Genomic DNA, 14,921 nt, shown 5'->3' on the forward strand with positions numbered 1-14,921 from the left:
AAGCCCCGTATCGTACGATACGGGGCTTTTTCATGGTTTGCGCAAAGGCTGGGCGTCAGTAGGCTCTGCCCAGAATGACCATGGGGTTGAGGGTTTTGAACACGACCGGCAGGGTGTCCTGGAGCTCGTTGAGAATGGTCTGTGCCGTGTGGCTGTCTTGTGGGGACAACTGGTGCCGCAGTGCCCAGGCGTCTTGCTCGACGGTCTGTAGAAGCAGTGCACCGTCTGTTTTCATCAGTACGAACTGCAGCATTGCATAGGCCTTGGGCAGGTTTCTCTCAAGCCCATAAGTGTGTGGTGCCCTGGTCCTGTCCTGCGACAGACCGGCCAGTGCATAGCCATATTCCAGGATTCCGTCCAACTGCCCCATCAGTGCCAGTTGAGTAATCCGTGTTTGTTTTTCCTCGACACTGACCGTTTTATCCGACGTAAAAGCCCGGGTGTAGACCGCTTCTGGATATCCGCTGTCGGCAGACTTTTGATGCAGCTCTGCAATCAGTGCTGCACGTTCTACCGTGTTGGTAATCAGCTCTGGTCGTTCGCGGTAAGCCTCGGCAAGTGTGTACTGAGCTTCGGGGTTGCCCGTTGCTGTGGCCTTGACCAGCCACTCGGCATCCTGGGTCAGTGTATACAGGTACAGCATGGCGCGAGCACTGCCGTCGGCTGCAGCACTTGTTGCCAAGTCCTTGGCCTTTGCCAGCGAGTCGCGGTCGCCCAGTCGCATCAGTGCCGGAATGTGATCCTGGGCTGCAGCCAGTCTCAGCCATTTTTTGGTGTTCTCACTCGCAGAGCGAAATCCTCCGTCCAGGCGTGTTTCACAGGTCGCCATGGCGTATTGCGACTCTGCGTCTCCAGCGGCGGCGGCAATGGTCAGGTGGTACCTGGCTTTTTCATAGTTCTCCAGTTTGAACAGTGCAAGTCCGGTTTTTTTGGCCGCCTCATTCAATTGGCCCAAGGAAAGGCCCAGGACTGCTGGAGTTGTTTCGGCCTGGGTGTTCAGCTGTGTGAGCAGAGTGAACAGCGACGACAGCGCGGGTGAATCAATAGACATATTCGATACCTGTAATAAAGCACTCAAGTTGTGCGAGATACAGGCTATGGAGAATTTGCTGGTAGGAGTGGCTAGATAGTTACTGCAAGGGTCTGCGGGCGATTAGCCTCGATCGGGCTGGCCCAAACGGTGCTGGAGATGTTCCAGGTGTTGGGTCATCCGTGCAGCGGCGATTGTCGCATCAGCGCTCCCTAGTGCTTCAACAATGGCCATCTGTGCCTGGCCTGCACTATCGCTGTAGGCCTGTGCGTCGTGTCGGGCAACGAACAACGATGTCAGCGGCACCAGGCTATTGAGGAAATGTGCCAACGGTCGATTTCCTGCAATTGTTGCCAGATGCAGGTGAAACTCCCCCGACAGTCGAATCGCCGACCCATACTGGCGCCGCTCGGTGCATTCGTCCTGCTGTGCGATCAGCTCGCGCAATTGGGATATCTGAGCGGGTTTTGCCTGGGCGCAAGCCAGGTGGACCACCGTCACCTCCATTAACCGCCGTGCTTGCAGGACTTGCTGCATGTGGTGGGTATCCGGTGCCGCCACTTGGGCGCGCAAATTGGGGCGAAGGATGATTACTTGCTGATCGGCCAGGCGTGCCAGGACTCGACGAATTGCGCTGCGGCTGACGCCAAAACTGTGTGCCAGGCTTTCTTCGGTAAAGCGACTGGTCGGCACGATGCGTTGCTCCAGAATGGCATCGAACAGTTGTGGGTAGATGTCCTGCGCCGAGCGCTTTTTACCGGCCACCAGGCACATGCTGGGCGGGGCGGTGACAGCGATGTTGCGTAGCAGGGCGTGAGCGTTCATGGCCAGTCTCCGGAGTCAGTTGCCGAGATGATCGTCAGGAATGTTCAGGGCAACGCCCATGCGCTGGCCTTCGTTGAGGATATGGCGGCGCATTTCGGCACTGGCCAGGGCACTGTTTTTATTGCGGATGGCGCGCACGACCGCATCGTTTTCCTGCAGGCGTTCGGCCAGGTGCTCGGGGGAGTTGCGCAGCACCTGGGCGCTTTGCTTGAGGGCGTTGCTGGTCTGCTGCACCACATTCTGGAAGATCGGGTTGGAGGTCAGGGCGAACAGTTCTTCGTGGAACGCGATGTAGGCGTTCATTCCCGCCTCGCTGTCGTTGGCGTCGAGGGCTTCGCGCATGTCCATCAGGGTCAGGCGCAGTTGGCCGATTTCCTTGCTGGTGATGGACTGGGCCACCAAGCCGACGATAAACGGCTCCAGGGTGTAGCGCAGTTGCAGGATGTCGGCGAGGCTGGCGTCGGCCACAGCGTCATGGGACTGGGGGTCGTTGACGCTGGTTTCCAGCACGACCACGCCTTTGCCGGGCATCGAACGTACCAGGCCGAGGGTTTCCAGCACGATCACTGCTTCACGCAGGCTGGGGCGGCTGATGCCCATTTGTTCGGCCAGTTCGCGCTGGCCGGGCAGCATTTCGCCACGCCGCCATTGGCCTCGGGCCAGGGCGGCGCGCAGTTTTTCTACGACTGAATTGACGACGGTTGAGGTGCTGATCACGTCGTGGGCTCCTTGAATTTAAATAACCCTTCAACTGTAGGCGCGAGCTTGCTCGCGAAGGTCGTCAACGATAACGCGGGCAGGCTGTGTGCGCGCGGTGCCTTGAAGTTTTTCGCGAGCAAGCTCGCTCCTACAGTGTATGGGGAAGGTTCAGAACTCCTGATGGGCCGGCAACACCGGCCTCTTGGCCTGGAACGCATACCCTTGTTGCCCATCGAGCACCTTGTTGGCCCGTTGGATATCAATGTCTTTTTCCCAGCGTGCAATAGCCACGGTGGCCACGCAGTTGCCGATCAGGTTGGTCAGCGCCCGGCCAATCCCCATGAACCAGTCCACCGCCAGCACCAGCACCAGGCCTACCACCGGGATCGCGGGAATGGCGGTCAGGGTCGCGGCCAGAATCACCAGGGCCGAGCCCGGGATGCCGTGGGCGCCCTTGGAGGTGATCAGCGATACCAGCAAGATTGTCAGCAGGTCGGTCATCGACAGCGGTGTACCGGTGGCGTTGGCAATAAACACAATGGCCAGGGTCAGGTAGATCGAGAAACCGTCGAGGTTGAACGAGTAACCGGTTGGGATCACCAGGCCGACCGTGGAGCTGCCAATGCCCAAATGCTCCAGTTTACGCATGATCTGTGGCAGCACCGCGTCGGAGGAGGCGGTGCCCATCACGATCAGCAGTTCTTCGCGCAGGTACTTGAGCAGTGGCAGCATGCGCAGGCCCGAGAAGCGCATCACGGCGCCGAGGATTATGGCGACGAACGCCATGCACGTCAGGTAGAACAAACCCACCAGGCTGCCCAGGTGTTGCAGCGAGTCCAGGCCGTAAGTGCTGGTGGTAAAGGCGATGGCGCCGAATACACCAATCGGCGCCAGGCGCACGATCATGCCCATGATGCGGAAGATCACATGGCTCAATTCGTTGATCAGACGTGAAATGCCCGAGGCCGCTTCACCCACCAGGTTCAGGGCGCTGCCAAATAGCACCGAGAACAACAGCACCTGCAATACGTTGTTGTCAGCAAAGGCCCCGATCACCGAGTTGGGGATCAGGTCCATCAGGAACTGGCTGGTGCCCTTGATGTGCTGGCCGCGATCCGCCAGTTCATTGAGACCTGCTGAAGACAGCTGTTCCAGGTGGATGTTGGCGCCACTGCCGATCCCGGTGCTGAAGGCCAGGATCAAGCCCAGCACCAGCGCGATGGTGGTCAGCACCTCAAAGTAGATCACCGACTTGAGGCCAATGCGCCCGACCTTTTTCAGGTCGCCGGCACCGGAAATACCGCTGACCACCACGCAGAAGACGATCAGGCCAATCAGCATCTTGATCAGCTTGATAAAGCCGTCACCCAGGGGTTTGAGTTGTGCGGAAAATTCGGGAAGGGCCAAGCCGCAAGCGATGCCGAGCATCAGGCCTATGACGACTTGCAGGAAAATCGAACGCGAGCACCATCTGAGCATGGGAAGGATCTCTATTCGGTGCCCTGGTGGGTCCAGGGCTTAATTGTTGTGGTCTGACCGGTAAGTCCAGTGCGTGGCCAGTCTACGCTGGGTTTTTTGCAAACTACAAGGGGGGAGTGGGGTGTTTAGAGTCTCCGGTCTGACCAGTTGCTCGGTAAGCGTGATGCTTGAGCGGTTGGTCGCCTGGAATTTTTTTCGCTTATCATCTCTCGCTTGGCCGTTGAGGTGATAAATGGATAAGCCCGGACTGACGACGGATGAAACGGGACTGACCCGTTGTACATGGCGCATGGCCGCCGCCCAATACCCTGATTATCACGATCACGAGTGGGGCGTGCCGGTTGCCGATGACATTGCGTTGTACGAGAAGATCTGCCTGGAAGGCTTCCAGGCCGGTATGGCGTGGATCACCATCCTGCGTAAGCGCGAGCACTTTCGCCGGGCGTTCGAGGGCTTTGATTTTCGTCGCGTGGCGCTGTACACCGAGCGGGATGTTGAGCGCTTGATGGCTGATCCTGGCATCGTGCGCAATCGGGCGAAAATTGTCTCGACCATCAATAACGCGCGCAGGGCCTGTGAGCTGGTGGATGAAAGCGGGTCGCTGGCCGCCTGGCTATGGGCGTTCGAGCCGGGCACCGAGGAGCGTCCGGCGTTGGTGGACCTGGCTTATTGGACGGGCAATCCGACGTCGCCGGCGTCGGTGCGTTTGTCCAAGGCCTTGAAAAAGCGTGGCTGGACATTCGTGGGACCGACGACGATGTATGCGTTCATGCAGGCGATGGGCATGGTCAATGACCACTTGGAGGGCTGCGCCTGTCGGCAGCCGATCGAAGATCTGCGGCGCCAGTTCAGGCGCCCTGAACTTTAGTTCTGCGCTGGCAGGGGCGTCAGTACCTCAGCCTTATCATCCAGAACCATCACCACCAGCAACTTGGCCGGCTGGGTCTGGCTGGCATTACTGGATTCGAAGTGGCGCGAGCCGGCCGGTTCGTAGAACGACTGCCCGACCTTGTAGGTAATGGCTTTCTCATCGTTGACCCGCGAGGTGATTTCACCTTCGAGCACGTAGGCCACGGCGGTGCCGGTGTGGCTGTGAGGGACGGTGGCCTGGCCCGGCGCATAGTCCACGGTCAGCATGATGGTTTTCTTGCCTGGCACGTTGCTCAGGGCGTGCTCTTGCAGCACCTTGATCGATTCCTGGTTGTAGACCGGTTCGTGGGCGAAGACGTTTAACGAAGCCAATAGAAGGGTGGTGCCGAGCAGGGTTTTCATGGTGAGGTTTCCAGTAATTCCAGACCCCTTAACCCTACGCCCGGCAGCGTGGCGTACCTATAGCCAATCGGCCGGAAAAACCCTCAGCCAATCTGCTGCAAGATCGTGCGGACCTTGTCCAGCGAAGGGTCGATATCCAGGGTCTCGATGGCGCCAAAACCAATGATCAGGCCACTGCGCACCGGTGTCTGATGAAAAAATACATCCAGCGGATACAGCCCGACTTCGACCTGGCGCGCCAGCTCGATCAGCAGCGCAATGTTGACGGGTACCTTGCACAGCGCCGCCAAATGGAAGCCTGCCACGCTGGGCACGACGTCGAACCAGGGTGACAAGTCGCCGGCCAGGCGGCTGAGGATGCGCTCGCGGCGAGAAGCGTACACGGTGTGACAGCGCCGGATGTGCTTGAGTAAATAGCCTTCGTTGATGAACTTGGCCAGTGCCCATTGCGCCAGTGTCGAGGTGTGCTGGTCTGTCAGTTGCTTGGCCTTGAGGACGGCGCCGTGGATCACCGGCGGCAGTACGGCATAGCCCAGGCGCAGTTCCGGCAGCAGGCTTTTGGAGAAGGTCCCGACATAGGCGACCATGCCCCACTGGTCCATGCTTTGCAGGGAGTGGGTGGGGCGGCCTTCGTAGCGAAAGTCACTGTCATAGTCGTCCTCGATCACAATGGCACCCAGCTCCAGGGCTCGGGCCAGAAGGGCTTCACGCCGTGGCAGGCTCATTGGCATGCCGAGGGGGAACTGGTGCGATGGCGTGACGTAGATCAGCCGCGTGCCGTCGGGAATCAACGCCACTTCAATTCCTTGTTCGTCCACCGGCACGCAGGCAACCGATGCGCCCATGGCTTCGAACAGTAGGCGCGCCGGGGTGTAGCCGGGGTCTTCCATGGCGACGATAGTTCCCGGCTCCAGCACCACGCGGGCGATCAGGTCCAGCGCCTGTTGGGCGCCGTTGCACACCACAATGTCGTCGTCCCGGCAGTTCACACCTCGGGAAAAGGCAACGTGCCCGGCAATCGCACTGCGCAAGGCGGGCAGGCCTTCGGGCTGGCTGTAGAAGCCACTGTTCTGGGCGGCGCGGCGCAATGCGTCCTGGGTGCAGCGTCGCCACTCGTCCTGGGGGAACAGGCTGCGGGTGGTGGCCCCGCCGATGAATTCGTAGCGCAGGGTGCTATCGCGGGTTGGATGGCGCATGGGGGAGGGCAGTGCCTGCCACTTGGCGAGGTTGGCGGCACAGGCCAGGTCCGTGGCACTTTGCAGCTGTTTGGCACGCAACGCGTGGGCGTTGACGAAGGTCCCGCGCCCGGTCTTGCCGATCAGCAAACCTTCGTAGGTCAGCGTGGTGTAGGTGTCGGACACGGTCTTGCGCGACACCCCCAGTTGCTCGGCCAGCAAGCGGCTGGGGGGCAATTGCGCGCCGGCTGCCAGGCGACCCGACTCAATGGCCCCGCGCAATTGTTGGTAAAGCTGTTCGGCCAGATCCTTGCGGCCGTTGATGACAACGTGCAGTTCCATGTTTGATCCCGAAGCGGTCGATCCTGCCAAGGTTACTCGCAAGTGCTGCGTGCCGGTATCGTCAAGATGGCCTCCCGCTAAACCTGCAGATTGGCTATTGGGCTTGTGGCAGGGTGCCGTTAGGCTGGACGGTCACCGCATTCGCCACCCGAGATTGCCCAATGGAACGCCTCAATTATTACACCGCCTCGCCTCAAGCGCTCAAGGGCATGCTGATGCTGGAGGCGTCGATCTTTGATCTGTCCATCGAAAAGCCGTTGCTGGAACTGATCAAGATCCGTGTGTCACAGCTCAATCGCTGTGGGTTTTGCACGGACATGCACTCGACGGCTGCGCGTCAACATGGGGAAAGTGAGCGCAGGTTGTTTGCCCTGTGCGTGTGGCAGGATTCACCGTTTTTTACACTGCGGGAAAAGGCCGCGCTGGCCTGGAGTGAGTCGATTGCCTTGCTGTCCAGCTCCAATGTGCCGGATGAGCTGTATGCGTCGATGCGCGAGGTGCTCAGTGAGCAGGAGCTGGTGGACCTGACCATGGCGGTGTCTGCCATCAGCGGCTGGAATCGCTTGGCGGTGAGCTTTCGCAAGCAACCGCCAAACCCCTAATCAAAAATGTGGGTCAGGAGAGGAAACCACCGTCCACATTCAGCGATACGCCGGTGGTGTAGGTCGATGCATCGCTGGCCAGGTACAACACGGCGCCGGCCATCTCGCTCGGATCGGCCACACGCTTGAGCGGGATCTGCGCCAGGGCCATGTTGAGGATCGATTCGTTCTTGACCAGCGCCGAGGCGAACTTGGTGTCGGTCAGGCCCGGCAGCAGGGCGTTGCAACGGATGCCGAATGGCGCGCACTCCTTGGCGAAGATCTTGGTCATGTTGATCACGGCGGCCTTGGTCACCGAGTAGATGCCCTGGAAGTGCCCTGGGGAAATACCGTTGATCGAGGCCACGTTGATGATGCTGCCGCCGCCGTTTTCACGCATCAGCTTGCCGGCTTCCACCGACATGAAGAAGTAGCCACGGATGTTCACGTCAACGGTTTTCTGGAACGCGCCCAAGTCGGTGTCCAGCACGTTGCAGAACTGCGGATTGGTGGCGGCGTTATTGACCAGGATGTCCAGGCGCCCGAACTGCTGGCGGATGCCGGCGAAGACCTCGGTGATCTGCTCCATCTCGCCGATATGGCAGGCAATGGCCGTGGCCTTGCCGCCGGCGGCGACGATGGCGTCGGCCACGTGCTGGCAGCCATCGATCTTGCGGCTTGAGACAATCACATGAGCGCCTTGTTGGGCCAGCAGTTTGGCAATGGCTTCACCGATGCCACGGCTGGCGCCGGAGACAAAAGCGATCTTGCCGTCGAGGTCAAACAGGTTGGTCTTGGACATGGTGGTTCCTTGTGAGGGCTATCAGAGGGCGGATTTGCCGATGACATTCAGGCTCATCTGCTCCAGTAATTTGTTCATGTGAATGAACTGCGCAAAACGTTTGTCCTGGGTCTGGCCATGGAAGAAGCGGTAGTAGATCTGCTGCACGATGCCGGCCAGGCGGAACAGGCCGTAGGTGTAGTAGAAGTCGAAATTGTCGATCTGGATGCCTGAGCGCTCGGCGTAATAATCGACAAACTGGCGGCGGGTGAGCATGCCGGGGGCGTTGCTCGGTTGGCGGCGCATCAGTTGCACGGGCGCAGGGTCTGCGGCTTCGATCCAGTAGGCGAGGCTGTTGCCCAGGTCCATCAGGGGATCGCCCAGGGTGGTCAGTTCCCAATCCAGCACACCGATGATTTGCATCGGGTTGTGCGGGTCTAGGATTACGTTGTCGAAGCGATAGTCGTTGTGCACGATGCTGGAGGTCGGATGATCGGCCGGCATCTTGTCATTGAGCCAGGCACGCACGGCCTCCCATTTCGGCGCGTCGGGGGTCAGGGCTTTTTCATAGCGCTCGCTCCAGCCACGGATCTGGCGCTGCACGTAACCCTCGGGCTTGCCCAGGTCTGCCAGGCCGCAGGCGTTGTAGTCGACCTGGTGCAGTTCGACGAACTTGTCGATAAAGCTCTTGCACAAGGCCTCGGTGCGCGCCGCGTCCAGGCCCAGCTCCGGCGGCAGGTCCGAGCGCAGGATGATGCCCTTGACCCGCTCCATCACATAGAACTCGGCGCCGATCACCGATTCGTCGGTGCAGTGCACGTAGGCCTTGGGGCAGTAGGGGAAACCATCCTTGAGCTGATTGAGGATGCGAAACTCACGGCCCATGTCATGGGCGGACTTGGCCTTGTGGCCAAAGGGCGGGCGCCGCAGGACGAATTCCTGGTCGGGGTACTCCAGCAGGTAGGTCAGGTTGGAGGCGCCGCCAGGAAACTGGCTGATTTTGGCGCTACCACTCAAGCCAGGGATATGGGCCTTGAGGTACGGGTCGATGAGGCTGGCATCCAGTTCTTCGCCGGGGCGGATCTGGGTGGATTGGTCATTGAGCGCCATGCTTATCCCTTCTGCTTATTCTTGAGGCCTTGGACTATTGGCTAATCTAATGCGCACAGCCGACCCGCCACAAGGCTGGCACGGCTTAATAGGTTAGCGTGTTGGATGATAATCAGCGTGCCTGATCGGTCACTTTTCGGGCGTAGGCAAGGCCACCGGCGTGAGGACCGGGCGCCCGGCGAAGTACTCCAGCAGGTTGTCCGCCACCCGTTGCACGGTGTCATGGGCCGCTTCCGGCGACAGACCGGCTACGTGCGGGGTGAGGACGGTGTTGCAGAGGCGCTTGAGGGCGTCGGGTACGCTGGGCTCATCGTCGAACACATCCAGCGCCGCACCGCCAATGCGCCGTTGTTCGAGGGCGCTGATCAGGTCGGCGGTGGCAATCACGCTGCCACGGGCGATGTTCACCAAAAAGCCATGGGGGCCAAGGGCGTCCAGGGCTTGGCGGTCGATCAGGTGGCGGGTGCCGGGGCCGCCGGGGGTGGCGATGACCAGGAAGTCCGCGGTACGGGCCAGTTCAACCGGCGTGGCGCAGTAGGTGTAGTCCACATCGCTACGGGGCTGGCGGCTGTGATAGCTGATCTGCATGTCAAACCCCAGGGCTGCGCGCTTGGCGATCGCCAGGCCCACCGCGCCAAGGCCCAGGATGCCCAGGTGCTTGCCGGCCAGGGACGGGCGCATGACCTTGGGCCATTCGCTGCGCCTTACGGCAGCGTCTGCCCGGGGAATGTCTCGCACCATCGACAGCAGCAGTGCCATGGCGTGGTCTGCCACCGACGGCGCATTCACGCCCGCGCCGTTGGTCACCACTATTCCCCGATTGCTGGCGGCTTGCAGGTCGACATGCTCATAGCCGGCACCGATCACACAGATGATCTCCAACAAGGGCAGGGCAGCGATTTCCTCGGCATACAAGCCCAGCGGACCACGGGTCAATACGGCCTGGATCTGTCCGCCATGGGTCTTGATTGCCTGGCTGCGCTCAGCAGGTGTGGGGGCGAGGATCACGTGAAAGCCGTTGCTCTCGATGATCGGCAGGTAATCATTGATGGTTTCAACCAGGACCAGAACGGTTGCAGGCATGGGGCGGCTCTTCCTGAGGGGGCGGATGGAAGAGAGAGTATGCGATATTTTATGTGATGGCGGCGTGAGCGCCTGCACCCGTAGTGATAGGGCAACGAATCTATTGCGTAATAGATTCGGTGCCCACAGGGTGTGGCGAGGTTTAGCCAATTCGAGGCGTGGGTATCAAGGTATTGCGAGGCTTGGGCGGGGCGGTGTATTCCACACCGCCGAACGTGAAGGTATTAGTCTGTTGTTGTTTGGGTTTGCCTTGCGCAGCCATTTGGTCTGCAATGTGGGATGACACGCTATCGATGATGTGGCCGGCGTTGTCTATGCTCGATAATGAGGTTGTCATAATGAGTCTCCAGTCAGGGGTAGAGCTTCAACTGAGTGGGCTGCATCGTAAAAAGCGTTCCTGACTCACACATATTGTCGTCAATCGGATTTATCTGCTCCGCACAACCATTCCTCAGCTAAGTCTTTGCTTATTCAGGCGAATCCCGGACAATCGCGCCCCTGTTACGGTCGTGGCGCTGCCTGTCAGGTTTTTCTGACTCGTCGCGATCGTATGAAAGCGGAGATCCGAGCGGATGAATGATCAGGCCAATAGCGTCGATGAACGCTACGCAACGACACCTGTAACCCTCACGGGCTGGAGCCGCCAGGACACAACCTGGATGCTTGGCCTGTTCGGCACGGCGATTGGCGCCGGTACTTTGTTTCTGCCCATCAATGCTGGCCTGGGCGGCTTCTGGCCGTTGCTGATCCTGGCGCTGCTGGCGTTCCCGATGACCTACTACGCACACCGTGGCCTGACGCGTTTTGTCTTGTCGGGCCGTGCGGGCTCGGACATCACCGAGGTGGTTGAGGAGCACTTCGGCATCAAGGCCGGTGCATTGATCACCTTGCTGTACTTCTTCGCGATTTTCCCGATTCTGCTGATCTACAGTGTGGCGCTGACCAATACGGTGGGCAGCTTCATGTCGCACCAATTGCACATTGAACCGCCACCTCGGGCGCTGCTGTCGTTTGTGCTGATCCTTGGCCTGCTGGCCGTGGTGCGTTGCGGCGAACAGGTGATCGTCAAGGCCATGAGCCTGATGGTGTATCCGTTTATTGTCGCCTTGCTGTTCCTGGCGGTGTATCTGGTCCCGCACTGGAATGGCGGGATCCTGAGCACTGCCAGCACCGTGCCGGCGCCGTCGGCGCTGCTGCATACGCTGTGGCTGGCGATTCCGGTGATGGTGTTCTCGTTCAACCACTCGCCGATCATCTCGGCCTTCGCCGTTGACCAGAAACGCCAGTACGGCGCCCACGCCGAGGAGCGTAGCTCGCAGATTCTGTCCCGTGCCCACCTGTTGATGGTGGCGATGGTGATGTTCTTCGTATTCAGCTGCGTACTGACGTTGTCGCCAGGCCAACTGGCCGAGGCCAAGGCGCAGAACCTGTCGATCCTGTCTTACCTGGCCAACCACTTCGATAACCCGACCATCGCCTTTGCTGCGCCATTGATTGCGTTCGTCGCAATTGCCAAGTCGTTCCTGGGCCACTACATCGGCGCCAGTGAAGGCCTCAAGGGCCTGATCGTCAAGAGTGGCCGCCGCCCGGGTGCCAAGGCCCTGGACCGCATGACCGCAGGCTTCATGCTGGTGGTGTGCTGGATCGTCGCCACGCTGAACCCGAGCATCCTGGGAATGATCGAGGCACTGGGTGGGCCGATCATCGCTTCGATCCTGTTCCTGATGCCGATGTATGCGATTCGCAAGGTGCCAGCCATGGCCAAGTACCGTGGGCAGGCGTCCAATATCTTTGTCACGGCGGTAGGCTTGGTGGCGATCACCGCGGTGGTGTACTCCCTGTTGGCCTAAGCCTCAAGGCTGTACAGCGCTAAGCGGGATTGCTCGCGATAGCGGTGGGTCAGTCAATTAAGATGTCGACTGACCCACCGCTATCGCAGGCAAGCCAGCTCCCACATTTGTTTTGTGGTGTGTCCAAAACTCCCTACCTCGCCGAGATCCCCTGTGGGATCGGGCTTGCCCGCGATGAGGCCACAACAGGCCCCACATTTCTCCAGGCATAAAAAAACGCCGCGTACCTTGCGATACGCGGCGTTTTTACATCAACAGACCTTAGGCTTGAACCACCGGAATGTTGGCGCTTGCAGCGATTTTGCGGAACTCTGCGATCTGGTCGAAGTTCAGGTAGCGGTAGACGTCACTGGCCATGGTGTCCAGTTTGGCCGCGTAGCCCATGTACTCTTCGACGGTCGGCAGGCGACCCAGCGTGGAGGCGACTGCCGCCAGCTCGGCCGAGGCCAGGTAGACGTTGGCGCCATCACCCAGACGGTTCGGGAAGTTACGGGTCGACGTCGACACTACGGTCGAATTCGGCTCAACACGTGCCTGGTTACCCATGCACAGCGAGCAGCCCGGCATTTCCATGCGCGCGCCAGCCTTGCCGTAGATGCCGTAGTAGCCTTCTTCGGTCAGTTGGTGAGCGTCCATCTTGGTCGGCGGCGACAGCCACAGACGGGTTGGCAGCTGACCCTTGACCTGTTCCAGCAACTTGCCGGCAGCGCGGAAGTGACCGATGTTGGTCATGCACGAACCGATGAACACTTCGTCGATCTTCTCGCCAGCCACGCTGGACAGCAGACGGGCGTCATCCGGGTCGTTTGGTGCGCAGAGGATTGGCTCGTTGATGTGTGCCAGGTCGATCTCGATGACTTCGGCGTATTCGGCGTCGGCATCGGCTTCCATCAGTTCTGGGTTGGCAACCCAGGCTTCCATCGCTTGGGCACGACGTTCCAGGGTACGCGCATCGCCGTAGCCTTCACCGATCATCCAGCGCAGCAGGGTGATGTTGGAGTTCAGGTACTCGGTCACGGAGTCTTTCGACAGCTTGATGGTGCAACCGGCAGCCGAACGTTCGGCCGAGGCGTCGGACAGTTCGAAAGCCTGTTCCAGCGTCAGGTCGTTCAGGCCTTCGATTTCCAGGATGCGGCCGGAGAAGGCGTTTTTCTTGCCTTTCTTCTCAACGGTCAGCAGGCCGGACTGGATCGCGTAGTAAGGAATGGCATGAACCAGGTCACGCAGGGTGATGCCAGGTTTCATTTTGCCTTTGAAGCGCACCAGGATCGATTCCGGCATGTCCAGTGGCATCACGCCAGTGGCTGCGGCGAACGCGACCAGGCCAGAACCGGCCGGGAACGAGATGCCCATCGGGAAACGGGTGTGGGAGTCACCACCGGTACCCACGGTGTCCGGCAGCAGCATGCGGTTCAGCCAGCTGTGGATGATGCCGTCGCCTGGACGCAGCGATACACCGCCACGGGTCATGATGAAGTCAGGCAGGGTGTGGTGGGTGGTCACGTCGATCGGCTTAGGGTAAGCCGCGGTGTGGCAGAAGGACTGCATCACCAGATCGGTCGAGAAGCCCAGGCACGCCAGGTCTTTTAGTTCGTCACGGGTCATGGGACCTGTGGTGTCCTGGGAGCCGACGGTGGTCATCTTCGGTTCGCAGTAAGTACCTGGGCGAACGCCTTTGCCTTCTGGCAGGCCGCAGGCCTTGCCGACCATTTTCTGCGCCAGGGTGAAACCCTTGCCAGTGTCGACAGGTGCTTCAGGCAGCTTGAACAGGTCGGTAGGGCCCAGGCCCAGTTCGGTGCGCGCCTTCTCGGTCAGGCCACGGCCGATGATCAGCGGGATACGACCGCCGGCACGGACTTCGTCCAACAGGACCGGGGTCTTCATTTCGAAGGTGGTCAGGACTTCATCGGTGCCGTGCTTGCAGACTTTGCCAGCATGCGGGTACAGGTCGATCACGTCGCCCATGTGCATGTTGGTGACGTCGAATTCGATTGGCAGTGCGCCAGCATCTTCCATGGTGTTGTAGAAGATTGGAGCGATCTTGCTGCCGAAGCAGAAGCCGCCAGCGCGCTTGTTCGGCACGTAAGGAACGTCGTCGCCGAAGAACCACAGTACCGAGTTGGTCGCCGACTTACGGGACGAACCGGTACCGACCACGTCACCGACGTAGGCGATCGGGAAGCCCTGGCCGCGCATTTCTTCGATCTGCTTCATCGGGCCGGTCTTGCCTTGCTCGTCCGGCACGATGCCTTCACGGGCCATTTTCAGCATGGCCAGGGCGTGCAGCGGGATGTCCGGACGGGACCAGGCATCGGGAGCAGGGGACAGGTCGTCGGTGTTGGTTTCGCCGGTGACCTTGAACACGCGCAGGCTGATCTTGTCGGCCAGGGTCGGGCGGTTCTTGAACCACTCGCCGTCGGCCCAGGACTGGATCACTTCCTTGGCGTGCTGGTTGCCATTCTTGGCTTTTTCCGCGACGTCGTGGAAAGCATCGAACATCAGCAGGGTGTGCTTGAGCTGGGCAGCTGCAACGGCGGCCAGTTCGGCGTCGTCCAACAGCTCGACCAGGGTCACGATGTTGTAGCCGCCTTGCATGGTGCCGAGCAGTTCAACAGCGCGTTTTTTGTCGATCAGGGGAGAAGAGACTTCGCCCTTGGCCAGGGCAGACAGGAAACCGGCCTTGACGTAGGCAGC

13 protein-coding genes and 1 pseudogene are annotated in these 14,921 nt (G+C 60.1%); 4 read left to right on the forward strand and 10 right to left on the reverse strand.

Going from position 1 to position 14,921, the window contains the following annotated elements:
- Positions 1-55: 55 nt before the first annotated feature.
- The 3 genes from BFQ03_RS17445 to BFQ03_RS17455 all read right to left on the reverse strand — a co-directional run bounded on the left by BFQ03_RS17445 (position 56) and on the right by BFQ03_RS17455 (position 2,572).
- Complete coding sequence (locus tag BFQ03_RS17445; protein ID WP_065943636.1) at positions 56-1,051, reverse strand: tetratricopeptide repeat protein; 996 nt, start codon at positions 1,049-1,051, stop codon at positions 56-58.
- Positions 1,052-1,153: 102 nt separating this feature from the next.
- Entirely contained in the window at positions 1,154-1,855 is a 702-nt protein-coding gene (locus BFQ03_RS17450) for a GntR family transcriptional regulator (RefSeq protein ID WP_032860888.1), read from the reverse strand.
- A gap of 15 nt (positions 1,856-1,870) precedes the next feature.
- Positions 1,871-2,572, reverse strand: a complete 702-nt coding sequence (locus BFQ03_RS17455) for a FadR/GntR family transcriptional regulator (protein ID WP_032860887.1) — start codon at positions 2,570-2,572, stop codon at positions 1,871-1,873.
- Between the two features lie 12 nt (positions 2,573-2,584).
- Here BFQ03_RS17455 and BFQ03_RS30725 point away from each other — a divergent pair.
- Positions 2,585-2,713 (forward strand): annotated as a pseudogene (locus BFQ03_RS30725) (outer membrane lipoprotein carrier protein LolA); the annotation flags it as partial.
- Positions 2,714-2,722: 9 nt separating this feature from the next.
- Here BFQ03_RS30725 and BFQ03_RS17460 read toward each other — a convergent pair.
- Positions 2,723-4,048, reverse strand: a complete 1,326-nt coding sequence (locus BFQ03_RS17460) for a C4-dicarboxylate transporter DctA (RefSeq protein WP_175403907.1) — start codon at positions 4,046-4,048, stop codon at positions 2,723-2,725.
- A 217-nt stretch (positions 4,049-4,265) separates the two neighbouring features.
- On the opposite strand from BFQ03_RS17460, the gene BFQ03_RS17465 reads away from it, so the two are divergent.
- Positions 4,266-4,901, forward strand: a complete 636-nt coding sequence (locus BFQ03_RS17465; RefSeq protein WP_065943638.1) for a DNA-3-methyladenine glycosylase I — start codon at positions 4,266-4,268, stop codon at positions 4,899-4,901.
- On the opposite strand, the gene BFQ03_RS17470 is transcribed toward BFQ03_RS17465, so the two are convergent.
- Positions 4,898-5,305: a cupin domain-containing protein gene (locus tag BFQ03_RS17470; protein ID WP_032860883.1), complete on the reverse strand. Its 408-nt coding sequence runs from the start codon at positions 5,303-5,305 to the stop codon at positions 4,898-4,900. The genes BFQ03_RS17465 and BFQ03_RS17470 overlap by 4 nt on opposite strands.
- A gap of 83 nt (positions 5,306-5,388) precedes the next feature.
- Complete coding sequence (locus BFQ03_RS17475; RefSeq protein ID WP_065943639.1) at positions 5,389-6,822, reverse strand: MocR-like pyridoxine biosynthesis transcription factor PdxR; 1,434 nt, start codon at positions 6,820-6,822, stop codon at positions 5,389-5,391.
- A gap of 161 nt (positions 6,823-6,983) precedes the next feature.
- On the opposite strand from BFQ03_RS17475, the gene BFQ03_RS17480 reads away from it, so the two are divergent.
- Entirely contained in the window at positions 6,984-7,424 is a 441-nt protein-coding gene (locus BFQ03_RS17480; RefSeq protein WP_065943640.1) for a carboxymuconolactone decarboxylase family protein, read from the forward strand.
- A 13-nt stretch (positions 7,425-7,437) separates the two neighbouring features.
- Here BFQ03_RS17480 and BFQ03_RS17485 read toward each other — a convergent pair whose 3' ends face one another.
- The 3 genes from BFQ03_RS17485 to BFQ03_RS17495 form a co-directional block, all read right to left on the reverse strand.
- Positions 7,438-8,205, reverse strand: coding sequence for an SDR family oxidoreductase (locus BFQ03_RS17485; protein ID WP_065943641.1), 768 nt, complete (start codon positions 8,203-8,205; stop codon positions 7,438-7,440).
- 21 nt (positions 8,206-8,226) lie between these two features.
- On the reverse strand, positions 8,227-9,294 hold the full coding sequence (locus BFQ03_RS17490) for a phosphotransferase family protein (protein ID WP_032860878.1): 1,068 nt from the start codon (positions 9,292-9,294) through the stop codon (positions 8,227-8,229).
- A 129-nt stretch (positions 9,295-9,423) separates the two neighbouring features.
- Positions 9,424-10,377 (reverse strand): 2-hydroxyacid dehydrogenase, encoded by a 954-nt coding sequence (locus tag BFQ03_RS17495; protein WP_065943642.1) that lies wholly within the window; start codon positions 10,375-10,377, stop codon positions 9,424-9,426.
- Between the two features lie 572 nt (positions 10,378-10,949).
- Between BFQ03_RS17495 and BFQ03_RS17505 the strand changes: the two genes are divergently transcribed.
- Positions 10,950-12,227, forward strand: a complete 1,278-nt coding sequence (locus BFQ03_RS17505; RefSeq protein ID WP_032860874.1) for an HAAAP family serine/threonine permease — start codon at positions 10,950-10,952, stop codon at positions 12,225-12,227.
- Positions 12,228-12,488: 261 nt separating this feature from the next.
- Here the strand turns inward: BFQ03_RS17505 and acnB are convergent.
- Positions 12,489-14,921, reverse strand: a 2,433-nt coding sequence (gene acnB / locus BFQ03_RS17510; protein ID WP_065943643.1) for a bifunctional aconitate hydratase 2/2-methylisocitrate dehydratase, incomplete at its 5' end; no start/stop codon positions are given.

This window comes from Pseudomonas sp. 25 R 14, assembly GCF_900004755.1.
Classification (GTDB): Bacteria; Pseudomonadota; Gammaproteobacteria; order Pseudomonadales; family Pseudomonadaceae; genus Aquipseudomonas; species Aquipseudomonas brenneri.